At 44.2% G+C, this 25751-nt stretch carries 19 protein-coding genes; 17 read left to right on the top strand and 2 right to left on the bottom strand.

Annotation, left to right across the window (positions count from 1 at the left end; all coding sequences use genetic code 11):
- The first annotated feature begins 47 nt into the window (after positions 1-47).
- Together ACI2JM_RS13400 and arfB are read left to right on the top strand one after the other, a co-directional pair.
- Positions 48-887: an HpcH/HpaI aldolase/citrate lyase family protein gene (locus ACI2JM_RS13400; RefSeq protein WP_404644827.1), complete on the top strand. Its 840-nt coding sequence runs from the start codon at positions 48-50 to the stop codon at positions 885-887.
- A 75-nt stretch (positions 888-962) separates the two neighbouring features.
- Positions 963-1376, top strand: coding sequence for an alternative ribosome rescue aminoacyl-tRNA hydrolase ArfB (gene arfB, locus ACI2JM_RS13395; RefSeq protein ID WP_238034764.1), 414 nt, complete (start codon positions 963-965; stop codon positions 1374-1376).
- Positions 1377-1477: 101 nt separating this feature from the next.
- Here arfB and ACI2JM_RS13390 read toward each other — a convergent pair whose 3' ends face one another.
- The gene (locus ACI2JM_RS13390; RefSeq protein ID WP_201565330.1) at positions 1478-2677 is read right to left on the bottom strand and encodes a sugar transporter; all 1200 of its coding nucleotides are present in this window, start codon (positions 2675-2677) and stop codon (positions 1478-1480) included.
- Between the two features lie 428 nt (positions 2678-3105).
- Between ACI2JM_RS13390 and ACI2JM_RS13385 the strand changes: the two genes are divergently transcribed.
- From ACI2JM_RS13385 to ACI2JM_RS13355, 7 genes are all read left to right on the top strand, one after another.
- On the top strand, positions 3106-4053 hold the full coding sequence (locus tag ACI2JM_RS13385; protein WP_404644824.1) for a LysR substrate-binding domain-containing protein: 948 nt from the start codon (positions 3106-3108) through the stop codon (positions 4051-4053).
- A gap of 227 nt (positions 4054-4280) precedes the next feature.
- Positions 4281-5552 carry an aspartate aminotransferase family protein gene (locus ACI2JM_RS13380; RefSeq protein WP_404644822.1) on the top strand — a complete coding sequence of 424 codons (1272 nt, stop codon included), beginning with the start codon at positions 4281-4283 and terminating at the stop codon, positions 5550-5552.
- A gap of 179 nt (positions 5553-5731) precedes the next feature.
- Positions 5732-7132: a VOC family protein gene (locus tag ACI2JM_RS13375; RefSeq protein ID WP_404644891.1), complete on the top strand. Its 1401-nt coding sequence runs from the start codon at positions 5732-5734 to the stop codon at positions 7130-7132.
- Between the two features lie 170 nt (positions 7133-7302).
- A complete protein-coding gene (locus ACI2JM_RS13370) occupies positions 7303-8793 on the top strand; it encodes an aldehyde dehydrogenase family protein (protein ID WP_404644820.1) in 1491 nt (496 codons plus the stop codon).
- A 289-nt stretch (positions 8794-9082) separates the two neighbouring features.
- Positions 9083-10543 (top strand): Na+/H+ antiporter NhaC, encoded by a 1461-nt coding sequence (nhaC, locus tag ACI2JM_RS13365; RefSeq protein ID WP_404644818.1) that lies wholly within the window; start codon positions 9083-9085, stop codon positions 10541-10543.
- A 17-nt stretch (positions 10544-10560) separates the two neighbouring features.
- Positions 10561-11847, top strand: coding sequence for an NAD(P)/FAD-dependent oxidoreductase (locus ACI2JM_RS13360; protein ID WP_404644816.1), 1287 nt, complete (start codon positions 10561-10563; stop codon positions 11845-11847).
- A 373-nt stretch (positions 11848-12220) separates the two neighbouring features.
- Entirely contained in the window at positions 12221-12667 is a 447-nt protein-coding gene (locus ACI2JM_RS13355) for a hypothetical protein (RefSeq protein WP_404644814.1), read from the top strand.
- 150 nt (positions 12668-12817) lie between these two features.
- Here ACI2JM_RS13355 and ACI2JM_RS13350 read toward each other — a convergent pair whose 3' ends face one another.
- Positions 12818-13429: a TetR/AcrR family transcriptional regulator gene (locus ACI2JM_RS13350; protein ID WP_227678854.1), complete on the bottom strand. Its 612-nt coding sequence runs from the start codon at positions 13427-13429 to the stop codon at positions 12818-12820.
- Between the two features lie 344 nt (positions 13430-13773).
- On the opposite strand from ACI2JM_RS13350, the gene ACI2JM_RS13345 reads away from it, so the two are divergent.
- The 8 genes from ACI2JM_RS13345 (at position 13774) to ACI2JM_RS13310 (ending at position 25611) form a co-directional block, all read left to right on the top strand.
- Positions 13774-14925: an acyl-CoA dehydrogenase family protein gene (locus ACI2JM_RS13345; protein ID WP_404644812.1), complete on the top strand. Its 1152-nt coding sequence runs from the start codon at positions 13774-13776 to the stop codon at positions 14923-14925.
- 110 nt (positions 14926-15035) lie between these two features.
- On the top strand, positions 15036-16244 hold the full coding sequence (locus tag ACI2JM_RS13340; RefSeq protein ID WP_404644810.1) for an acetyl-CoA C-acetyltransferase: 1209 nt from the start codon (positions 15036-15038) through the stop codon (positions 16242-16244).
- Between the two features lie 85 nt (positions 16245-16329).
- Positions 16330-18501: a 3-hydroxyacyl-CoA dehydrogenase NAD-binding domain-containing protein gene (locus ACI2JM_RS13335; protein ID WP_404644808.1), complete on the top strand. Its 2172-nt coding sequence runs from the start codon at positions 16330-16332 to the stop codon at positions 18499-18501.
- Between the two features lie 52 nt (positions 18502-18553).
- A complete protein-coding gene (locus ACI2JM_RS13330) occupies positions 18554-19621 on the top strand; it encodes a CaiB/BaiF CoA transferase family protein (RefSeq protein ID WP_404644889.1) in 1068 nt (355 codons plus the stop codon).
- A gap of 71 nt (positions 19622-19692) precedes the next feature.
- Positions 19693-21378 carry an AMP-binding protein gene (locus tag ACI2JM_RS13325; RefSeq protein ID WP_404644806.1) on the top strand — a complete coding sequence of 562 codons (1686 nt, stop codon included), beginning with the start codon at positions 19693-19695 and terminating at the stop codon, positions 21376-21378.
- Between the two features lie 443 nt (positions 21379-21821).
- Positions 21822-22745 carry an ABC transporter ATP-binding protein gene (locus ACI2JM_RS13320; RefSeq protein WP_404644804.1) on the top strand — a complete coding sequence of 308 codons (924 nt, stop codon included), beginning with the start codon at positions 21822-21824 and terminating at the stop codon, positions 22743-22745.
- A 64-nt stretch (positions 22746-22809) separates the two neighbouring features.
- Complete coding sequence (locus ACI2JM_RS13315; protein ID WP_404644802.1) at positions 22810-24504, top strand: iron ABC transporter permease; 1695 nt, start codon at positions 22810-22812, stop codon at positions 24502-24504.
- A gap of 102 nt (positions 24505-24606) precedes the next feature.
- Positions 24607-25611 carry an ABC transporter substrate-binding protein gene (locus ACI2JM_RS13310; protein WP_404644800.1) on the top strand — a complete coding sequence of 335 codons (1005 nt, stop codon included), beginning with the start codon at positions 24607-24609 and terminating at the stop codon, positions 25609-25611.
- Positions 25612-25751: the final 140 nt, after the last annotated feature.

The raw sequence follows: 25751 nt of genomic DNA, 5'->3' as shown, positions 1-25751 counted from the left end.
GCATAATAAAGGTACTAACAGCTACTTGAATAATATAGGAATCAAGCATGGATTCAGTGACCAATCATAAAATAAATATAATCTCTCAAAATAAAACATGGCTATTCGTGCCAGCGACTCGCATCTATAGAATAGCCAAAGCTTTTGCCAGTGGTGCAGATGCGGTTATTGTTGACTTAGAAGATGCCGTTGCGTCAGAAGATAAAGCAGACGCCCGCAAAGCATTGCAACAATATCACAACAGTACAGGTTATCAGCCGATTTGGGTGCGTATCAATAAGGCAGGTAGCGAAGAATTTTTCAAAGATATAGTGCTCTGTCAAAAAATGCCAAATTTAGCTGGCGTGTTACTAGCTAAAGCTGAGCAAGTCGCCGACATAGAGAGTGTACATCAGCTTATCAATTTACCTGTGATTGCACTGATTGAGAGTGCTGTTGGATTATATCAAGTCGATAATATGGCAAAAGCAGTCGGATTGGCCGCGTTTAGTTATGGTTTTTTAGATCTGTGTAATGATTTGCACGTGCAAGTAGGTACGCCTGCTGCTGATATCGTCGCCAACCAAATTCGTTATCAATTAATCCTGACGTCAAAAGTGCACCAACTGTCGCCACCGATTGATACTGTTTATCCTGACTTTAATGATGAGATAGGGCTAAACGCACGAGTGCAATTATGGTCACAGATGGGTATGTCAGGAATGCTATGTATTCATCCCAAACAAGTAGCTGTCGTCCAGCAGGCATTACGCCCGACAGACGCAGCATTGTCGTTTGCTCAGCGTGTGGTCGAAGAGTATGAGCGCAGTGGACAGGCAGTGTTTGAGATAGATGGTCAAATGGTAGATGCGCCAGTGATTGCGCGCTGTCGCCAGCTATTAGATTAGTTATTGACGAAGTAGCAGGGAAGCAAATAATGGTTTATTATTCATCATACTTATTTATGATTTAAAAAGAGCTCTATGATTTTTATTAGTAATACCATTAGCCTGAATGACAGTGAAGTAGATATTAGCGCCATACGCGCGCAAGGGGCAGGCGGGCAAAACGTCAATAAAGTCTCGTCTGCGATTCATTTGCGTTTTGATATCCATGCCTCAAGCCTGAGTGATGTGCATAAGCAGCGTTTATTAGACAGTAAAGACAGCCGAATCACCAAAGAAGGCGTGTTTGTGCTTAAAGCGCAGCAGTTTCGTACGCAAGAGCGCAATAAGATAGATGCCTTGGAGCGGCTGCAAAGCTTTATTATAAAAGCCACTCATGTCAATCAAACCAGAAAGCCGACTAAACCTAGCAGAAATGCCAAGCGTAAACGCGTGGATCAAAAGACCCAGCGCGGTAAAACCAAAGCCTTGCGCGGTAAAGTGAATTTTTAAATGGGTGGCTTATTTCTTATTTTTAAATGAATGAGAAAGCAAAATGCCAGCCCATTTAAGTGGCTGGCATTTTTTATGCTTATTTATTATCAAGTTTTTAGCTAACCAAGTCTTCTGCTTAATTCAGGAAAGCGCTTTATCATAAATAACATCAAGAGCAGCGACACACTGGCGATAGCGGCGCCGACATAGCCCACACTTGATATGGAAATATGGGTCACTGCATAACCACCAAACAGCGCACCGGCGCCAATTCCTAAATTAATAATCCCTGAGAACATCGACATCAGCATATCTTGCGCTGTGACATCAACCATGATGACTTTGGCTTGCATGGAGATAATCAGCAGCATTAGCGCCGCGCCCCACAGTAACGCAATGAAACTCAGCGCCCAGATAGAAGTCACGGCAAATAAGAGCACCAGCATAGATATCAGCATTAATATGATCGATATCAGCATCAATCTGGTATTAAAACGATCACCCCAACGACTGAATATCACACTGCCGGCAATCCCTGCCACCCCAAATAATAGCAAGACAACCGTCGCGGCGTTTTCACTAATAGCGCCAACCTGCCGCATAAAGGGTTCGATATAAGAATAAGCGGTATAGTGCGCGGTAAAGACCAGTAAAATGAGTAGATACAAACAGACCAATAAGGGGTTTTTGAGCAATTCTGGAATCTTTCTAAACGAGCCTTCAAACATACTGGGTAGCGTTGGCAATAGCCTGGCTTGCAAGATAAAGACGATAAAAGCAATCACGCCAATACCGCCAAAGGTTGCCCGCCAACCAAACCATTGACCGACTAAGCGCCCTAGTGGCACGCCAAGCACCATCGCCAATGAAGTACCGGTCGCAAGTACGCTAAGCGCCAGTGCTTTTTTGCCTTCTGGTGCTACGCGAATCGCAATCGCTGCGGTGATGGACCAAAATATCGCGTGTGATAGCGCAATACCCACGCGGCTAATCAGCAATACATCAAAGCTCCATGCGAATACGGACAATACATGACTGGCAATAAATACCACAAACAAGCCCAACAGTAAGCTTTTACGCTCAAAGCGGCTGGTGAGTAGCATCAATGGCAATGACATGGCCGCGACAATCCACGCATACAGCGTCAACATCCAGCCGGTCTCAGCCGTAGTGATGGAAAAATCTTGGGCGATGTCACTTAATAGGGCAACGGGGACAAATTCGGTAGTATTCATAATAAAGGCGCTGACGCCCATTAAGAATACTTGGAAATACTGAGTTCGGCGAGCATTTGCGCTCACCTCAAGGTTATGTTTCATATGATCCAATACAAATAAAGAAGGCGCTAATAGTGCAAATTAGCTGAAAAATAATTCGTGAGTTTAAGAATAACGGCGGCATAGGTCGTAATGATGAAAAAGAGGAGGGCAAGATAGCAAATCAGTTGCGGTATGTCAGAGCCTATCATCAGACCCTATTATTTTATCAGGAATCGACGGTGTTTTTTGTAGGAGAGTCTTTAAAATTAACGACCGAATAATTGGTTGAATAATTAAGTGGACTGTTAAATTCATGGTTAAGTAAATCCGATGATGACATCAGTGTCAGTTACATAGTGCTTATAGTGAGGTATCGCTATTTACGCTTGAATATAGGTATGATGACGCCATAGGCTAGGAATGCCTGATAACGTGATTTTAAATAATCATTGATATTTTACTAAGATGGAATAAAAGAAAAGCAATCTATGAAAACAGACACCAATAAACCATTAGCCTTTAGACGATACCCTTCAACGACGGCGCTGCAATGTTTTGAGACCGCTGCTCGTCATTTGAGTTTTACCAATGCCGCGCAAGAGATGCACATGACCCAAAGCGCCATCAGTAAGCAAGTGGCACAGTTAGAGGAGATGCTAAACCTGTCTTTGTTTTATCGGACGCCGCACCGGATTTCATTGACCCCTGCTGGCAAGTCATATTATCTTGAAGTGTTAGAGATTTTAAAACATATCGAGGTGGCGACCACCAATTTGATGTCGCATAGCAGTAATACCGAGCTGCTAAAAACCGTCTCACATCCCACATTTTGCGCCCGTTGGTTGCTTCCAGCGCTCAGTGGTTTTAGTCAAGAATATCCGCTCATTAATTTAGATATCAAAGAGCTGGCAGGGCCGTTCTTTTCTGAAGACCAAAATGCCGATATTGCTTTTTTATATGGTGATGGCATGTGGAGCAATATGGAAGCTATAAAATTGTTTGATGAATACTGCGTTGCAGTCTGTCAGCCGCAGTATTTGCGAGATAAAACACTGAGTACTGATTGTTTGGATGACTATGTGTTATTGCAAATAAGCTCGCGTTTAAGTGCGTGGTATGAGTACTTTAAGCAACAAGATATCAGCGTCGATGGCACTTTTGTAGGTCCACGTTTTGAGACTTTTCATGCTTGCATCTCTGCCGCCTTACTTGGCTATGGTATAGCCTTGGTGCCGTTGCGTTTGGTTGAGCCTGAGCTACAGTCAGGCGCTTTAGTCATGGCGTGGGATTATGCGGCAAAGGGTCGCGGCAGCTATTATGTGACGTATACTGTTTCTTCAGGACAATCGCATAAGGTCAAAGCAGTTTTAGAATGGATTACGGCTTATTTAACAATCTCAGATCAGCGTGAAAAGGCGTTAGGGCTGGTTTTATAATTTATATCTTATTATTGTATTCTACAAAGTTATCTGCTGTGAGAATTTAACAAGCTGAACAAAAAAACTGCCTTGATACGCAGTTTTTTTGTTTTTAAAGGATTCGTTTAGGAAGTTGATTCACTGGTAATGACAAAAAGGAATGCCACCACAACTATTATTCGTTTGCTGCCGGAATGATGTTTTGTTGAAATGAGTCTAACTCAAGGAAGAGATAGAGATTCATCATGGACAAGCTGTATAACGTGACCGATGCCTTTACGATGGTGCATCCGCTCACGCTCGTCAAAGGCAAAAACGCCAGAGTTTGGGACAACAATGACCGCAGCTATATCGATTTTGTCGGTGGAATTGGTGTTTTAAACTTTGGTCATTGCCACCCCCACATCGTTAACGCCATCATTCATCAAGCCCAGTCGTTGATTCACTATGCCTACAATGCGGCAGCGCATCAGCCGTATCAAACCTTTATGCCGCGATTGTGTGAGCTTGTGCCTATCAGCGGTGAGCTGGCAGGAATGCTCACTAACTGCGGTGCAGAAGCGACTGAAAACGCCATAAAGATAGCCCGCATGAAAACGGGTCGCACAGGCGTCATTGCATTTGATGGTGGTTTTCATGGGCGTACGCTGGCTGCCGTCAATCTCAATGGTAAGGTCGCGCCGTATAAGCGCGGGCTCGGTGCGTTGGCCAGCGGCGTTTATCATATTCCTTTCCCCAGCCCCGATAACAATATCAGCGACGAGCAAGCGATTGACGCGCTCCAGCGTTTATTTATGGTAGAAACTGATATCGACAATATCGGTGCCATCATCGTCGAACCTGTACAAGGGGAAGGCGGTTTTCAATTGTTGTCGCCCACCTTTGCGCAGTATCTGCGCCAGTTTTGTGATGAGCATGGCATGTTACTTATCATGGACGAAATCCAATCTGGCTACGGCCGTACTGGTACACCGTTTGCTTTTACCCATTTAGAAGTTGAGCCTGATCTTATTTTACTTGGCAAGAGTATCGCGGGCGGCTTGCCATTAGGTGCAGTCATCGGCAAGGCTAGTGTGGTCAATGGTTTGCCTAAAGGCAGTTTGGGCGGTACTTATTCTGGTAACCCAGTTGCTTGCGCCGCTGCCAATGCCACGCTTGATATCATGCAAGCCAATGACGTTTGGCAGTCAGCCAACCATTATGCCCAGACAATTGAGACGACCATCAGGCAATGGCAGCAAGAAGGTGTCTCGCCTTGGTTGTTTGGTCTTACCGGTATCGGTGCGATGCGCGGTATCGAGCTGCGCCATCCTGAGCATGATGTGCATCCAAGTGTCATGGCGCAGGTATTAACCAAAGCGCGTGAGCGTGGTCTACTGCTGATACCAAGTGGGCAACATCGCCATATCATTCGCTTATTACCGCCACTCACCATAGAGCCTGACACCCTAAAAGAAGGGCTAGATATTCTAAAAGAGGTGCTTATCGCGATTCCTGATGGATTGCCTGCCGCTTAATGTTTAGGAGTGCTTAGGATAGGTAGCGCATCGCCATAACCAAAGGCTCGAAATCAAATACTTATTATTAAGCTAAAAATTTATTAACTCTATTACAAGGATGTTTATTTGTGAAAAATAGTAGCGTCAGTCCAGATAAGGATTTTATCTGCAGCGATGATATCCGCCATCATTTTTCTATGGCCATGTCAGCCATGTACCAAAACGAGGTGCCGCTGTACGGCGATTTGGTCGATTTAGTCAGTGATGTCAATGCCGAGGTATTGACATCACACCCTGATGTCAAATCACAGCTGCTACATACGGGCGAGATTGAGCGTCTGAGCATGGAGCGCCACGGGGCGATTCGACTGGGTACCGCATCAGAACTAAACATGATGCGTCGTCTCTTTGCGGTGATGGGTATGCACCCTGTTGGCTACTATGATTTAGCGCCTGCTGGCGTGCCGGTACATTCAACAGCTTTTCGTGCGCTTGACTCGCATTCTTTGCATAAAAGTCCCTTTCGCGTCTTTACCTCGTTATTGCGTTTAGATTTGATTGCCGATGACACCTTACAACAAGAAGCCACGGCCACATTGGCGCAGCGTCAGATTTTTACTGCCGGTGTCATTGAGCTTATCGAGATTTTTGAGGAGCAAGGTGGTTTAACTTCTGAGCAAGCACAGCAGTTTGTCCAAGAAGCGCTAGAGACATTTCGCTGGCATGATAAAACGCCGGTGGCAAAAGCGCTCTATCAGCGCCTATTAAATCAGCATCCGCTCGTCGCTGATGTGGTCGGCTTTAAGGGTCCACATATCAATCATTTAACGCCTAGAACCTTGGATATTGATGCAGTGCAACAAGGCATGCAAGCAAGAGGCATACCCTCAAAAGCCATTATCGAAGGGCCACCGCGTAGAGCGTGTCCAATCTTATTAAGGCAAACCAGTTTTAAAGCGCTACAAGAAGCGGTTGGCTTTAAAGTTGCTAATAACTCAGACGCTAGCCATGAGGAGTATGAGCAAGGTTATCATACCGCGCGCTTTGGCGAGATTGAGCAACGCGGTGTTGCACTAACGCAAAAGGGCCGTGCGCTTTATGATGAACTACTGAGCGAAACTCGTCGCCAGCTTGGTGCTACCCCAAATGAGGATAATGCGGCTCAATACAATCAAATTTTAGCCGAAGTATTTACCGCTTTTCCTGATAATTATCAAACTCTACACGATGAGGGGCTGGCGTACTTTTATTACCAGCTGACGGATAGCACCCTTGATTCTGAGGACGGTCAAGCATTATTGGCCGCGACCTTAACCAATGATGATTTGAATAAAGTGCCTAATGCTAAGCTGAGCGCTCTGATTAATGATGAGGTCCTTCGCATTGAACCTATCGTTTATGAAGACTTTTTGCCTGTCAGTGCCGCCGGTATCTTTCAATCAAATCTGCAAGAGGCGCAGCCAAGCCAATATGACGGTTACTCAAGCCAACAAGAGTTTGAAAGTGATTTGGGCGCAGCCATTTATGATGAGATGGCATTGTATGAAGCGATGCAAGCGCAAAGTCTTGAGCAGTGCCTGTCTAGTGTCAGTGTTTAGTAAAATTTAGCCTAGAAATATCTAGCGTATAGCCGACTTATTAGCACATCATTCCAAAAAGGAATGACTGCAAGAAATTTATTATTTTGCAACTTAGTAGGTAGCAGGGTAATTTTATAAGTCAGTCAAGGACGTAGTAAACCATTATACCAATATGCAAGGGATTGATTATGATTAAGCAATATATGTCTGCAATGGGCGTAGAAGAAGCACACTATCAAAATGGCGACTTTGAAGTCACCACCCCAATTGATGGCTCAGTCATCGGTAAAGTCACGTTAGATACAGTGGCCGACGTCGATACTAAAATCCAAAATGCCAAACAAGCCTTCCAAGAATGGCGTGTCGTTCCTGCCCCTAAACGTGGTGAGCTGATTCGTCTATTGGGTGAAGTCCTGCGTGAGCATAAAGAAGACTTGGGTATCTTAGTATCGCTAGAAGCCGGAAAAATCAAAGAAGAAGGCCTTGGCGAAGTCCAAGAAATGATTGATATCTGTGACTTTGCCGTGGGCGTATCGCGTCAGCTTTATGGTCTAACTATCGCCTCAGAACGCCCAGGTCACCACATGCGTGAGACATGGCATCCACTGGGTATCATCGGCGTCATCTCTGCCTTTAACTTCCCCGTTGCCGTTTGGTCTTGGAACACGGCGCTGGCCATTGTCTGTGGCAACCCTGTCATCTGGAAACCTTCAGAAAAAACACCCCTTGTCGCCTTAGCGTGCCAAGCATTATTTGAAAAAGCCTTGGCAAAATTTGGTGAAGCACCAGCACATTTGTCACAAATCATATTGGGTAAAACCGATATCGGTAATGCGCTGGTTGAAAACAAAGACATCGCCTTGGTCAGTGCAACTGGCAGTACACGTATGGGCCGAGAAGTAGGACCAAAAGTCGCTGAGCGTTTTGGTAAATGCTTGCTAGAGCTTGGTGGTAATAACGCCATGATTTTGGCACCCACTGCCGATTTAGATTTGGCGCTACGTGGCATTCTATTCTCAGCAGTAGGAACGGCAGGGCAGCGCTGCACCACCTTACGCCGTCTGTTCGTTCATGAGTCGGTCAAAGACGATATCTTACCGCGCGTTAAGTCTGCTTATGAGACGGTGAGCATCGGTCATCCGCTCGAAGGCAGTTTGGTCGGTCCACTGATTGATGAAGACAGCTTTAATAACATGCAAGCGGCATTAGAAAAGGCTCGAAATACTGGCGGTAAAGTCACAGGCGGCGACCGAGTTCTGATGGATAAATACCCAGATGCTTATTATGTGACTCCTGCGATTGTTGAGCTTGATGAGCAAAATGACGTGGCACGTAGTGAGACGTTTGCGCCGATTTTATATGTCATGCCTTATAAGGAGTTCGACGATGCGCTAGCGATGCAAAACGATGTGCCACAAGGTCTGTCTTCTTGTATCTTTACCAATGACTTACGTGAAGCTGAAACTTTCCTCAGCGACCGCGGTAGTGATTGCGGTATCGCCAACGTCAACATCGGCACCAGTGGCGCTGAGATTGGCGGCGCATTTGGCGGCGAAAAAGAAACCGGCGGTGGTCGTGAATCAGGTTCAGATGCATGGAAGGCTTATATGCGCCGTCAGACCAATACGGTCAACTATTCAACCGAACTACCACTGGCACAAGGTATCAACTTTGGTTAATAACAATGTGATGTGATGTGACATGATGTTTGTTAAGTAGGCTCAGCGCCTATTTAGCAAGCTAAGTATCAGTTGTTTTGGTCGTCAATTATTAAGTATTTATTGTTTTGGTCTGAAAGCCTACGGAAGTGATGAATAACCATTCATGATTTCAAAACAGGCTTTTTACTCCCTTTGCAGTAACTTTTTCAGCGTTTTTTTTAGCATTATCAGCAGCCATGGATTGGTTGTTTCCACTACTGTTATATCTATGACAGCAGTATCCACTACTAAGGAAGGTAGGTGTCTTATGATGGATGATAAACCTTATGACGAAGCTAAAGATGGCTACGGTCCGTCTTCTAGTTTTTTATTAGATATTGCACCTCTGGTGTTGACTGCCATTATTCTGATGGTGCAGTTTTTCGTATTCAAAGATTTTACCCCTCACATTCCCTTAGCTTGCGGTATTTTAATCACTGGCTTGTTTATGAAGCTGCGTGGCCGTGACTGGGATGGCATGGAACAACGCTTTTTAAAGGTTGTCAAAATTGGTCTACCAGCGATGATTATCTTGATGGGCGTTGGTATGCTCATCGGTGCTTGGATTATCGCTGGTACCGTTCCCACGATTTTATACTATGGTTTTAGCGTTTTTTCTCCTTCATCATTCCTAGTCTCTGTCTGTATCATCTGTGCCATTATTTCTGTAGCAACCGGTACCTCTTGGGGCACGGTTGGGACGGTTGGTCTTGCCATGATGGGTATTGGGCTAGGCTTGGGCATCCCGCCGTCACTAACGGGCGGCGCTATCGTTTCTGGTGCTTTTTTTGGTGACAAAATGTCTCCTTTATCAGACACCACCAACTTAACGCCAGCCGCTGCTGGTGTTGACCTTTGGGATCATATTCGCGGCATGTTGCCAACCACGGTACCTGCCATGGTAACTGCATTGATTATCTATGCGTGGATTGGTATGGGTTACGGCGCAGAAAATGTCGATTTAACCTCAATTAAAGAAATTCAAACTTCGCTAGCGGCCAATTATAACCTCAGTATTATTACGTTATTACCGGCTGTTGTCGTTGTCATCGCAGCGGTGATGAAAATGCCTGCTATTCCAACGGTATTATCAGGTGTGGTGGTTGCAGGATTGGTTGCGTTTTTTATGCAAGGCGTGGGTGTGCATGACATTTTTACGGTCTTACAAAATGGCTTTGTCAGTGAAACCGGCTTTACTGTCGTGGATCAACTGCTGTCTAAAGGCGGCATTATGTCGATGACGTGGGTCGTGACCTTAACCATCTTTGCTTTAGCATTCGTCGGCTCAATTGAGCACTACGGTACGCTAAAAGCTATCATGGCAAAAATTAATAAGATGGTGAAATCGAGATTTGGCTTAGTAATGACCACGTATGCAAGCACGCTTGGTGTCGGTACGCTCATCGGTGACGTCTATACCACACTGGTGTTGCCAGGTCGTTTATTAAAAGACAAATATCAAGAAATGGGCTACAAGCGTACCACGCTTACTCGCTCTATTGAAGATACCGGAACCCTGTTATCTCCGCTTATTCCTTGGAACATGGGCGGTAGTTTCGTCGCGGCAACATTAGGTATTGCGACACTCACTTATGCACCATTTGCCTTTGCCTGTTGGTTATCACCGCTATTTGGTTTGTTATGGGTATTCTTAGACAAATTTATCCCACGTGAAGAACCTATTGTTAATAACGACTCAAGCGCGCTCTCCACTGTAGATAACGTGTAATTTAGAAGGAATATGAGATGTTGCAAGAGCAATGTTTGTGGAATATGACCGCACCTATTATTGATACCTACAGCCAGATGAATAGCGATACTGAAGCGACTATTTGTATCATAGGCGGCGGTTATACAGGGTTATCTGCGGCGATCCATTTGGCCGAAAAAGGCGTCAAGGTTATTTTGCTTGAGAGTCAAACGATTGGTAGTGGCGGCTCAGGAAAAAGCGTAGGGCTCGTCAATGCAGGTACTTGGGCGCGCCCTGATGATTTGAATATTGCGCTAGGCGAAGCGGCAGGTGAGCGTCTGACAGAAGCCCTTGGACAAGCGCCAAGCTTAGTGTTTGATTTGATTAAGCGTTATAATATCGATGCCCAAGCCACCCAATCTGGTAATATCCATATGGCACATAACGCTAAAGGTGAAGTCGATGTTGATATTAGATACGAGCAGCTAAGTCGTCGCGGTGCGAATGTTGAGGTATTAACCGGCAGCAAATGCCATGAGTATTGCGGTACCAAAAGTATCAATAGAGCACTACTGGATCATCGTGCAGGTACTATCAATCCGCTGGCTTATGTCAGAGGACTCGCAAAAGTAGCTACTAGTCTTGGCGTTACTATCTACGAGCATTCCGCCGTAGAAGCACTAGAAAAATTAGACGGTCATTGGTATACAAGAACCGCTAAAGCTCGCGTCAAGTCCGATCGCGTCATCATTGCGACCAACGCTTATACCGAAGGCGAGTGGACAGAAATCACAAAGACGTTTTATTTGGTTTATTACTATCAGATTGCATCTGAGCCGCTCAGCGGAGAGGCGGCAGATCGTATCTTACCGTACAAAACAGGGGCATGGGATACTCGTTTGGCCTTGTCTAGCTTTCGCCGTGATGACGACGATCGCCTATTATTGGGAACGGTAGGTGGTACACAGCTTAAACCAAAATCCTTTTATCAATCATGGGCCAATGCGGTGCAAAAGAGCTATTATCCAGATTTGCCAGCATTTAAATGGCAGTATGAGTGGACGGGTAGCTTTGGTTTTACGCAAGATCATATTTTTCGAGTCATGGAGCCCGACGAGGGCTTGCTGACCGCAACGGCTTATAATGGTCGCGGCATTACTACAGGCACGCTAATGGGTAAGTGCTTTGCAGACTATATAATGACCGGTAATAGAGACAGTATTCCCTTGCCATTTAAGACCTTAGAAGAGGCAAAAGTTTCTTTTGGCGGGATGAAATCTGGCTTTACTGAGTTGGGACTGACTTTATATCATGCAGGTCAATGTCTAAAAATAATTAGGTAGTTTTGTTGAGTCATCGTCTGATTTTTTCTACCGTTTTTAAATATAAAGGTATTCAGACTTTAACGGCGATAGAGAGACCGTAACAATCGTGTGATTACCAAAGCGTATTAATATCAGTATTTATTTTCTATTATCTGATATGCTATCATCTTTAAGTCATTATCGTGGGTTTAACAGTTTTGTCATTGCCAGCCATTATCGTTATAAATGGTGGCGTACAAACCTTGCAACTTCCAGCACGATATAAAATAATTCTGGTAAAGCGCATGAGCCTGTACTCCGACATCCTCATTTGTGCCTGATTTTATTTGCCTATTTGGGCGTATTTCACCCTTTTTCGTCGGAGTTACAGGAGTCTAAGGTGTTCAATATCATGAGCCACATTGCTAACCAATCCAAATATACCCGTCATTATCATCCACGCCATCTTCTTGCCCAGTATGCGATCAATCAGATAGCGACACTTGAGCTGCGTTCGCAAGATATTGTCAAAGCCATGGGTTATCCTATCAAGCATACCATCCCTGCTTGTGAGCGCCTACGTCACGTATTATCGAATAAATACCTTGGGCTTGATGGCAGCTATATGGATAAATATTTTACCGCTGATGAATTTTTAATAGCATTATTTACAGTGCTTGAGATACCTCATGCACCGTTTGCAGAAGACATTGCCCAGATCAAAGATGCTGCTGAGCATGATAATAAAAATTCATCCTATGGTAGTGTGAGCAATGGCTATCAACAGATGAGTGAACAAGACTATGAAATGGTTGATAGAGTAGGAGAATATAAGCTAAAAAAATCTAAGGAATGTTGATTTTTAAGTTTTAAGCACAGTCTCGCTTTTTTAAGCAAAGCCTCACTATAAAGTGAGGCTTTTTTCGTTGTGCTCTTTGATGGTGAAATTGAAAAATTGGCTAGTATGAATATTTTATAATATCGTATAAGTTATTGTATATCGAACTGATTATATGTCAGGCTTTGATATGGCTCGCCATAAAATCACGAATAACGCATCAAACTCTGCATTAATGGGTGTATCTGTCTGGCGAATGATATGCATCAAGCCAAGACGACTGATAAAACCCATAAACACATCAAAAAGTATATAAAGGGGCACGGTGTCATTTAGTACCCCACGGTTTTGACCATCTTCTAATACATTCAAAAATGCGCCAATCAGCTCTTTATTCTCATAAATCGCAATATTACGTATACGTGATGCCGATACCGAAGACAGTACCATCACGGCATCAGGATGCGAGTCTACAAAGTCAAAACAAACCCATAATGTCTTGCGCAGCCGATCTTGTACGCTATCGATGCCTTGCAAATGATCCATGATGCGCGCCGCCAACCTGCCCAATACAATATCCATGATGGTATAAAACAGCGTTTGCTTATCACCAAAATATTTATACAGCGTCTGTAGTGAGACATTGGCAGACTTTGCAATTTGTGCCATGGTCACCTCATTAGAGTCAAAACCTGCAAACACTTTACGAACGGCTTTTTCAATTTTTTCTAAAGTTGCAGGGCGCATATCGGATAAGGGTGCCAAAGCTCGGGCTGTATTCATACTAGATATCTGACTCGTAGATTGCATGCTTGATGATTCCTGTGCGGTGAGAATTTTTAGACTGTGCTACAGCGTCTTATTTATCGGCTTGATAAGCTAGAGTTGAAATAGGTAATATAAATTACTATTATTATTTAATTGGTTGCGCATTGTCTTTTACTGTCCTAGTATAAGTTTTGTATGATATTAAATATAAAGAATGCTTAGATTGTATATAACGGTAATTAAAATTACCATAAGTAATAAGTTTACACTCAATAGTATTTTATATTAGGGCGTGTCCTCGTTTGAATTGAGGACACGCCCTAGCCATTATCAACTTCCCATCGTCAAGGATAGACAATATGAGTATTGAAAAATTCACCCCGAACTGGATGACCGAAGAGCACCAGATGGTGCATGACAGCGCGCTTAAAATGTTTCAATCGTGGGAGCCAAAGGATGAGCAGTGGCGTAAAAACGGCATGATTGACCGCGCTGCGTGGGAAGAGGCGGGCGCGATGGGATTCTTATGCGCTTCGATACCAGAAGAATATGGCGGCGGCGGCGGTGACTTTGGTCATGAAGCGGCGCTTCTTTATGCGCAAGCGGAGGCCAATCAGGCTGGATTCGGTGGCATGGTACATTCAGGTATTGTCGCGCCTTATATCTTGAGTCATGGTACGGAAGCGCAGAAAAAAGAATGGCTACCTAAGATGGCGACGGGAGAGTATGTGGCTGCGATTGCTATGACCGAACCTGGTACTGGCTCAGATTTGCAGAACATCAAAACTTATGCGGTAAAAGATGGCGATGATTATATTATTAATGGCTCAAAAACCTTTATTACCAATGGTCAGCATGCCAACCTGATTTTGCTCGCCTGCAAAACCGATCGTGAAAAAGGTGCGCAAGGTGTTTCGCTTATCGTGGTAGAAACGGACAAAGTAGAAGGGTTTGAGCGTGGTCGTAATCTCGATAAGATTGGTCTGACCTCACAAGATACTTCGGAGTTATTTTTCAGCAATGTACGTGTGCCGCAAACAAATTTGCTTGGTACAGTAGAGGGCATGGGTTTTATTCAAATGATGCAAGAGCTGCCACGTGAGCGTTTAATTATTGCCTTAACGGGCGTTGGTGCGATGAAGCTCGCGATTAATTTGACCCTAGATTATGTCAAAGGTCGTGAAGCCTTTGGTAAGCCTATTTGGAAGTTTCAAAATACGCGATTCAAAATGGCAGAATGCTACGCCGATTATCTCGCTGCTAGCACGATGTGTGATGCCGCTGTCGATGCCATGTTAGAAGGCAAATTGACGGTACCGCAGGCGTCTTTGATTAAATACTGGGTGACCCAAAAGCAGTGCGAAGTGATCGACGAATGCGTCCAGCTGTTTGGCGGTTATGGCTACATGACAGAATACCCGATTGCTCGCCTATATGCTGATGCACGAGTACAAAAAATCTACGGGGGCACCAATGAAATCATGAAAGAGCTGGCGTCACGCTTTATGTAAGTGGCTGATGTAATTGTTTATTTTAATTATTGGTTCTAGTTCTTGATTCTGACATGGCGATTATGATGCCATTATTATTGTTTATTCAAAAAAGATAAAAAGGGATTTTTATGACTGAGACTGCTTACATTTATGATGCTATCCGTACCCCGCGTGGTAAAGGCAAAAAGGATGGCTCTTTGTATCAGGCGTCACCAATTTGGCTTGCCCGTACCTTATTAAAGGAAATGCAACAGCGCCACCATTTGGACACCAGTTTGGTCGATGATGTGGTGCTCGGTTGCGTGACGCCCGTTGGTGAGCAGGGTTCTGATATCGCCCGTATAGCCGTTATTGATGCTGGCTGGGCGCAAAGTGTCGCGGGTGTCACTTTATCTCGGTTTTGTGCCTCAGGTCTGGAGTCTATCAATCTAGCTGCCGCCAAAATCATGTCAGGTATGGAGGACATGGTGGTCGCAGGCGGCGTAGAGTCGATGAGCCGCGTGCCGATGGGCTCTGACGGCGGGGCGTGGTATATGGATCCACGGGTTAATGAAGCGACGCATTTTGTTCCGCAAGGCGTTGGCGCTGATACCATAGCGACGCTGAAAGGCTTTAGTCGTACCGATGTTGATGCGTTTGCTACCGAGTCACATCGCCGCGCCGCGCATGCTTGGGAGCAGGGCTATTATGATAAATCGGTCGTTCCCGTCACGGATATCAATGGCATGACGTTATTGGATAAAGACGAAACCATTCGTCCTAATACCAATATCGAAACCTTAGCTGGTCTCAATCCTTCTTTTATTATGCCGGGCAAGATGGGCTTTGATAGCGTTATCTTGGACAGATATACCACCATTGAAAAAGTGAATCACGTACATCATGCGGGCAATTCATCAGGCATCGTCGATGGTGCCGCAATTTGCTTAGTGGGTAGTGCTGCTGCTGGTCAAAAAGCAGGTCTAAAACCACGCGCCAAAATCACCATGGCCTCAGTCATTGGCTCAGAACCTGCCATTATGCTGACAGGGCCAACGCCTGTCTGCCAAAAAGCGCTCAAAAAAGCGGGCATGCAAGCTTCAGATATAGATCTATGGGAAATCAATGAAGCCTTTGCTGCCGTTCCGTTAAATACTGCCGATGACTTCGGACTCTCTCTTGATATCGTCAATGTCAATGGCGGCGCTATCGCTATGGGTCATCCACTTGGCGCAACGGGCGCGATGCTCATGACGACTGTTCTTGATGAGTTAGAACGTCGCGATCTGAAAACCGCGATGATTACGCTGTGTGTGGGCGGCGGTATGGGCATCGCTACTATCATTGAGCGCGTATAGTGCTGATAGCGCTAATAGATTTTAGTGATTGTCATTAGTTTCTAGTGACTGATATCGACATAGAATAATATAAAAAGGATTTGAAATGAGCACAAACAGCGTAGACGCCATCAATGCATTGAACCACTTTTCTGCCGAATCTGATAATGGCATTATCACCGTCACGATTGACCAAAGCAGTCGCAAAATGAATGTCATCGGCGACGGTTTCACCGATAGTTTTGCAGTGATGACTGACAGCTTTATTAACGACGTATCCGCCAAAGGTTTGATTTTAACCTCTGGCAAAGAGACCTTTGTCGTCGGTGCTGATATTGATCAGTTGGCTAATATTAAAACTGCTGAACAAGCCTTTGATCTGGTCGAAGACCTGAAAGCTAGCTTACGCAAACTAGAGAAATCTGGTAAACCTGTCGTTGCTGCCATGACTGGAACGGCACTTGGCGGTGGTTTGGAGTTGGCATTGGCCTGTCATTATCGTATCGCGATTGATACTCCTAAAACTAAATTGGGTTTACCTGAAGTCAAATTGGGCTTGCTGCCGGGCGGCGGAGGTACTCAGCGTTTACCACGATTGGTTGGTATTCAAGTGGCATTGGAGCTGATGACCCAAGGTAAAGAGCTGCGTCCAACTGCCGCTAAAAACATGAGTTTAATTGATGCTGTTGCCACTGATAAAGCAGATATGTTACAGCAAGCCAAAGACTGGATTACAGCCAATCCTAATGCCCAACAGCCATGGGATAAGAAAGGCTTTAAAATACCCAGCGGTGACAGTAAACATCCCAATATCGTGCCAGTGTTTTCTATCGCGCCTGCCATGGCCAATCAAAAGTCACACGGCAATTATCCAGCCATTACCCATATCATGTCTTGCGTGTTCGAGGGCTGCTTAGTGGATATCGATACGGGACTTGAGCTTGAGTCTCGTTACTTCGCGGCTTGTGTGCTGTCTGTTGAATCTAGAAATATGATTAATACGCTATGGACTCAGCTGAATAGTATTAAAAAAGGTCAATCTCGTCCAAATGATTTTGAGCACTATAAAACCAAAAAAGTTGGTATTTTAGGTGCAGGCATGATGGGCGCGGGCATTGCTTATGTCACTGCAAAGGCGGGGATTGACGTTGTACTCCTTGACACTGACATAGCAGGCGCTGAAAAAGGCAAAGCATATTCTGCCACCATTTTGGATAAAGCCATTAGCCGTAAACGCTCCACTGAGGAGAAAAAGCAGGCGTTACTCAATCGTATCAAGCCGACAGTGTCTTATGACGATTTGGCAGACTGCGACCTGATTATCGAAGCGGTGTTTGAAAATCGTGAGATTAAAGCCAAGTGTACTCAGCAGTCTGAGGCAGTGATTTCTAACACTGCTGTCTATGCGTCCAATACGTCGACACTTCCTATCACTGGATTGGCTAAAGCAAGCACCCGCCCCAATCAATTTATCGGGCTGCATTTCTTCTCGCCAGTCGATAAGATGCCGTTGGTTGAGATTATCATGGGCGAGCAAACGGATGACGCCACTTTAGCAAAAGCCTTTGATTATGTGCTACAAATCGGTAAAACACCTATCGTTGTTAATGACAGTCGGGGTTTTTATACGTCACGAGTATTTGGCACTTATGTGTCAGAAGGGGTGGCGATGTTAGGCGAGGGCGTCCATCCGCGCAGCATCGAAGTTGCTGGCATGAAAACTGGCATGCCCATGCCGCCACTGGCATTGCAAGATGAGGTGTCATTAAGTTTGGCGTTGCATGTGAGCGAACAGCAGCAGCTAGATATGGCAGCAGAAAGTAAACCCATTGCTGTGCGTCCTTCGTACGAGATACTGAAAACGCTGGTCAAAGAACACAATCGCGAGGGCAAAAAGAACGGTAAAGGCTTTTATGAGTATACCGATAAGGACGACAAATACTTGTGGCCTGAGCTGATGAATTTATACCCGGCAAAAGCCGCGCAGCCTTCTCAGCAAGATTTAATCGATCGTTTGATGTTTATCCAAGCCAATGAATCTGCTAAATGTTATCAAGAAAACGTCGTGCGCTCTGTCGCTGATACCAATATCGGCTCCATTTTTGGTTGGGGCTTTGCGCCACATCAAGGCGGTACGCTACAGTTTATTAATGCGATGGGGTTAGAGGCGTTCATCACCCGTAGTCGTGAAATCGCGGCTCAATACGGTGAGCGTTTTGAGCCAGCACAAATTCTGCTAGACATGGCAGATAAAGGTGAGGTGTTTGCTGATGACTGAGCTAATGGTTAATTCTATGCTTGATTCTGCGATTAATACGAGCACTGGTTCAATGATAGATTTAATGGCAGATTGCTTACAAGGGCTGCGCGTCATTGATTTGACTCGTAATTTACCGGGACCATTTGCGACGCGTTTGCTTGCAGATTTGGGCGCAGAAATCATTAAGATTGAACCTAAAAATGGTGATCCTGCCAGAGCCTTTGGCGAATTGTTTAAAGCATTGAATCATGGTAAAACTACTGAAAGTCATGACTTTCGTGATACTCAAGGTATTGCTGCTATCAAAGCGCATCTTAAAGATGCTGATGTGATGTTGGATAGCTTTCGCCCAGGCGTCCTAAAAGGCATGGGACTAGATGCTAAAACGCTGCATGCGATTAATCCAAAGCTAGTCATGGTATCGATTACTGGTTACGGTTTGGCATCTAGCGATTCGAAAATTGATGTTAATCATGACTGGGCTGATAAAGCCGGTCATGATATTAACTTTATGGCGATGAGCGGTGTTTTAGACCAACTAAAAACGGCGGATGGCGAGCAGGCGATGCCTAACGTTCAATTTGCAGATTTGGCAGGCGGCAGTGACACCGCCGTGATTTCATTGCTAGCTGCTGTATTCGCGGCTCAGCGGACGGGCAAAGGTCGTCATGTTACCGTTAGTATGACGCACAGCTTGTACCAGCATATGGTCATGCCAAAGGCAACGGGAGCGCTAGTAAAAAGTTTCTCAGGGCAACAACCAGCACCGCATCATGATTTTTTGGGTGGATTATTGCCTTGCTATCGCCTATACAAAACTTCAGATGCACGCTATATGGCTGTTGGTTCATTAGAGCTGAAATTCTGGCAGGGCTTGTGTGGGGCATTGGATTTGTCTGCGCTCAAGAATAGCCATTGGCAACGTGGCGTTATGCCAAATACCTCTGAAAGCCAAGCGGCGGCTAAGGCGATAAGCGATAAATTTGCCAGTCAAACACTTGTGCATTGGCAGCAAGTTTTTGCGCTCGTTGATGTCTGTGTCACTCCTGTGCTTAGCCTTAGTGAAGCAAAAGCACATCCCTTATTTGCCCATCAAGATGCGTATGATGCAACGTCAGGATGGCAGCAGGTTCAGTAGTTATGTTTTTTATGAGAAATGCTTCAAAGCCATTGAGTTTTTCATAAGTTGATTACCAAGGAAGGTAAATTATGGATCAGTTTTGGACGCAACATTATCCTAAAGGGATAAATGCACAGATAGCGCCGCCACATAATACATTGATTGACATGTTTGATGACAAATTAACAGAATATGCCAGCCATGAATTTATCACCAACATGGGTATTACTTATTCTTATGGGCAAGTGGATAGCATGTCATTGGCTATTGCGGCTTGGATTCAAAGTCTGGGTCTAGCAAAGGGTTCGGTCATAGGCATCATGATGCCCAATGTCAACCAGTACCTGCCTATTGTCATAGGGGTAATTCGCGCTGGTATGGTCACAACGCTCATCAATCCGCTGTATAGTCCTCGTGAATTGAGACATCAATTGGCTGATTCAGACACTGCTGTATTATTTATATTAGAACCATTTTGCAAAACGTTAGAGAAAATCATCAAAGACACGCCTGTCAAAACCGTGGTCATCAGCAAGATTGGCGATATGTTAGGAGTAGTGAAAGGTGCGTTTGTCAATATTGCTGCCAAATATGTCAAAAAAGCCATTCCCCGTTATCAGTTGAAATCCAATTCTCGTTATACCGTGACTCGCTATAAAGCCGTTTTAAAACGCGCCAAAAAATTAAGCTATTCTCGTCCTGCCATTCAAGCGGACGACTTATTAATGCTGCAATATACCGGCGGTACGACAGGCGTTGCCAAAGGTATTTTGATTACCAATCAAAATGTTGTGACCGCCACTTACCAGTTTGTCGAATGGTTCAAGCCAGTCTATGACGCCATGTCTGATAGTACTCAAATAAATACCATTGTCGCTTTACCGTTGTATCATATTTATGCGTTTATCTGCTCAATAGTTGGGTTGAGTGTGGGTCAGCATCTCACACTGGTTACCAATCCACGTGATATTGAAGGGTTTATCAGGATATTGCGCAAGCGTCCTTTTCATCTATTGCCTGGTGTTAATACTTTGTTCCAAGCCCTGCTGATGAATCCCAAATTTAAGGAGCTGGATTTTTCTGCATGCAAGTTAACCCTAGTCGGTGGTATGGCAGCGACCCCTGAAACCGCTAAGCGCTGGCGTGAAGTCACAGGTCTGCCTATCCTCGAAGGCTGGGGTATGTCTGAGACGCTAGGCGTGGGTACTGCCAATCCATTTAATGGCACTGAATATAGTGGCAACGTAGGGTTACCACTGCCTAGTGTCGATATCAATATCCGTGATGAAGATGAAAATATTCTCGCCATAAATGAAGTTGGTGAGATGTGTATCAAAGGTGAAAACGTCATTACTCATTATCATAATATTGACAATACGACGTTTTTTACCGCTGATGATTACTTAAAGACAGGTGATATTGCGTCTATGAACGAGCAGGGTGCTATTAAGATATATGACCGTAAAAAAGATATGATTATCGTCAGTGGCTTCAACGTTTATCCTAACGAAGTAGAAAACATCATTGAGGAACACCCTAAGGTTGCCGAATGTTCAGTGGTTGGTATCGATGATAAGTTACAGGGTCAGTCGATTAAAGCCTACGTTGTAAAATCTGATGACAGCTTAAATGAGGATGATATTAAAGTGCTGTGCCAAGCAAATCTGGCCGCCTATAAATGCCCGCGTCATATCGAATTCATAGACGAGTTACCCAAATCAACTGTCGGAAAAATACTGCGTCACAAGCTGAGAAAATTGGCTCATGAAGCCTAACGACTACTCAACAGACTCTCATCAATAACATCTACGTTTAACGCATTTTGTCTGTCATCTATTGGCAGGCTTTCTGTTTTTAGAAGACCTCACTTAATAAGATTAAATGAGGTCTTCTATTTTGACAAATGCTCACGGGATTTTTTTCGATACTTTATCTAGGGCGTGTCCTCATTTTAAAAATGGTGATAAAAATGAGATAAATTGCCGTCAAACAAGGAAGATAGCGCCGTTAATATCGAGATATTGATAAGCTATTTGACGATGTTTAACAAAATTTAGCCATTTTTAGCCCATTTAGAGAGTAATTGATTGAATTGAGGACACGCCCTAACGTTGTTTGATGTCATCGTATTGTCATGGCTCTTTAACCAAAATGTCACAACTACTGGCTACACTGCTGACCTAGGCAATACAAATAATAAATGATTAGGTTGGTTGATATGTTAGAGCTTAGAGGTGTGACGAAAAAGTATGAGAATAAAGTCATCTTTGAAGATATTTCCCTCAAAATTAATAAGGGCGAGATTGTCTCAATCTTAGGGCCTTCTGGATGTGGTAAAACGACTTTATTGCATATTATCTTGGGTTTGACGGGTATCAATGGCGGTCGTCTTGCTTATAATGGTGAAGACATTACACGAGTGCCGATGAAAAAAAGAGGCTTCAATATTGTCTTTCAAGACTATGCACTGTTCCCCAATCTAAATGTCAAACAAAACATCGAATACGGTTTACGCAATAATCCCCATATTAGCACGCAAGCAGAAGTCGATGAACTGGTCGACTTACTCGATATCAAAGCCCACCTAAATAAACGTATCAACCAGTTGTCAGGCGGTCAAAAGCAACGCGTGGCACTCGCACGCACTTTGGTGATGAAGCCTAAAATCCTGCTATTAGATGAGCCTTTATCTGCGCTAGATGGTGTCATCAAAGAAACCATCAAAGCACGTATTCGCGAGATTTCCGTTCGCTATCAGTTGACGACTTTAATAGTCACTCATGATCCAGAAGAAGCCATGACGTTATCTGATCGTATTTTGCTGCTATCAGATGGCAAAGTGGCACAGTTTGCCAAACCAACGGAAATCATTCGCAACCCAGCCAATGATTTTGTCAAAAACTTCATTCTCAATCAGCTCAATATCAAGCGTCGCAATATCTTAAGTTTATTTGCAGATGATGGCGCAACTATCGACCCTTTAAGCAAATATACCCAGCGCCAACATTATGGTCAGGATGACAGTGTGGTGACTCATCGTTATGACGATATCGATGGTATTGACACTATCGACAATACCGACGATCTTAACGTTATCAAAGCCAGTCGTCAGCAAAAACGAAAAGATGCCACCATCAATTAATATTGATTAAAAATAAAAATGTTGTGAATGAACGTATTTGACTATTTGATCGTCTTGGATATTTATGAAATTGAGCAATTCACCCCTCGTAAAAGCAATTTGGCTATTCGTTGCTGTTTTATTCGTCATGTTTATGTTTGTGCCATTAGTCAAGCTGCTGGCACTGTCTTTAAATGTCGGTGATGCATTAGGGCTAGAAAACTACACCAGTATTTTGAGCAGTGATGGCTTTTTGCAGACCATGCAAAACAGCTTTTTTGTGGCGACGATGAGTGCGCTTAGCGCGACGTTTTTGGGCTTTATTTTGGCTTATACCGTGCATTGGACCAATTTGCCCAAAAGTTTTAAACAATTTATTAAGCTGGCGGCATTATTTCCTATGTTGTTGCCAACCGTCACCTATGGCTTTGCCATTATTTATACCTTTGGCAAACAAGGCTTGCTGACTCAGATTCTTGGCTTTCAGCTGTTTGAGGACATATATGGCTTTTATGGCATGTGGCTTGGTTATACCATTTATACCTTGCCCATTGCTTTTTTATTATTGAACAATACTTTCCAGTATTTGGACAAAAAGTTCGTCGTTGTATCAGAGTTGATGGGAGACTCTCCTTATCGCCAGTTTGATATGACTGTGGTGCGCCCTCTAATCGGCACCTTTGCAGCAGCGATGATTCAATGTTTCTTTTTAGCTTTTACAGACTTTGGTATTCCAGCGTCGATTGGGGGGCAATATAGCGTCATCGCCACTGAGCTTTATACCCAAATCTTAGGCGCGTCACCTTCATTCGAAAAGGGGGCAGTGGTTGCGCTATTTATGCTGGTGCCATCCATCCTAAGCATCGCCATACTATGGTACGTGGCACGCTTCAATGTGCGCTATGATTCAGTTGAAATGATTGATCTGCCCACCTCAAAAATCAAAGACCGTGTTTTGGCGGTGTTATCGAGCGTGATTTTAGCCTCACTATTACTGGTATTCGCCGTGATATTCATCATCCCATGGATTAAATCATGGCCTTATCAGATGGTGTTCACCACCGAGATCGTCAGCGAGGCTTTAGAGTCTGCCAATCTGATGCGGGTCTATAAAAACTCATTACTTGTGGCAGTATTAACGGCGGTGTTTGGCACCTTGATTACGTATTTTTCAGCCCTGTTATACGAGCGCTCAAGCCTGTTTAAACTGGGTAAATTCAGTATTGAAAGCTCAGCATTGGTAACCAATACGGTGCCTGGAATGGTCGTCGGTATTGCCTATTTGATGGTGTTTTCGGGGTCGGCGGTCGCCAATACTATTTTTATCATCGTGATTAGCAACATCATTCATTACTTTGCCACGCCTTATTTGATGAGTAAAAACGCGCTATCTAAAATGAATTTGGGTTGGGAGACGACGGCTGGTTTATTGGGCGATTCATGGTTTACATCGTTACGCCGCATCGTCGTGCCCAATTCGTTTTTTACGCTGATTGAAGTCGCTTCATTCTATTTTATCAGTGCCATGGTGACGATTAGCGCGGTTATCTTTATTTCAGGTGCCAAAACCATGGTACTCACCACCAAGATAGTCGAGCTACAGCACTTTGCGCGCTTCGATGAGATTTTTATCTTGTCGCTGATGATATTGCTGACCAATATTGGCGCACTGATGTTGTTTGCTATTGTCCGTCATATTTATAGCAAACGGCTCTCTGGTAGAGCGGCAATAAAAACCAAGAAAAAACCTAAGTCAATGGTGATATCAACGTCTTCTTAGTCTTACTCATCGGTCAAGCGCATTGATAAGATTTATTTTCGTTTTATATTTTAAGCAACAACTTTTTCATTATTAAAACATCAACAAATAATAGGACAAATAATGTTTTTATTTAAAACGTTAGTGGCAAGTTTCGCGTGTGGAATCGTCTTAGTGGGTTGTAGTTCACCTGAGTCGGAAGGAGGTGCTTCTAGCAACGTCGAAGAAGTGGTCATTTATAGCAATGCCGACGAAGAAGCGGTCGAGGTCATCCAAGAGGTTTTAGACGAAGCAGGCTATGAAGGCAAGTATGTCTTTCAGTCTTTTGGGACAGGGGAGTTGGGTGGGCGTTTGCTGGCAGAAGGCGATAATACAGAGGCTGATATGGTGACGATGAGCTCGTTCTACTTAGAAAGTGCCCAAGCCAAGCATCCTATGTTTAAAGAATTGACCTTTGACGTTGACCCGCAAGTGGCGGTCCCCAATTACTATGCACCAATACTGGGCTTTACGGGCGCTATTATTTTAAACACAAAAGAGATGGCGGCACAAAATCTGCCCAGACCAGCCAGTGCCAAGGATTTGGCAAACCCGATCTACAAAAATAAAATTGCGATGGTGGATCCTAATGGCTCATCGACAGGTTGGCTCTTTATTCAAGACGTCACCGCTACGTATGGAATGGGCGCTGAAGGGCAGAAAATTATGAACGATATCCGCATCAATGCGGGTCCAAACTTGGAGTTGTCAGGCTCAGGTCCGATCAAAAAAGTGATGGCAGGTGAGGTGCCGATTGGTTTTGGCTTGCGTCATCAAGCAATCGCAAACAAAGCACAAGGCTTGCCCATTGATTATGTTGACCCAAGCGAGGGAAATTATACGCTGACGGAATCGGTAGCCGTTATTGATAAAGGTGAGAACACCAATCCAAATGCGATAAAAATGGCTGAAATCATTGTTAAAAATGCGCGTCCAAAATTATTAACGATATACCCAAATGTGATTTATGACGGTGAAACAGTCGCTCCTGACAATCACATAAAAAACAGTAAAACGTACGGCGAGCCACTGACGGCTGAGCTGTTAGATAAGCACAGAGCGTTTTTCCATGGACAAACTGAATCGTAAATGAATCCATAAAAACCGTGATGAGTAGTCATTATTCAAATGCACTATTTCATCGGATAGTGAAATCCTTAAAACATGGATTGAGCCGCTAAAACATAAATTGAGTATCATTTGTAATCAATCATAAAGAAGAAAAAAGC

Source organism: Psychrobacter sp. NPDC064578 (assembly GCF_044901245.1).
In the GTDB taxonomy this organism is placed as follows: domain Bacteria; phylum Pseudomonadota; class Gammaproteobacteria; order Pseudomonadales; family Moraxellaceae; genus Psychrobacter; species Psychrobacter cibarius_C.
Note: the sequence above shows the minus strand (reverse complement) of the source record. Positions and strands in the feature narration are given on the sequence as shown.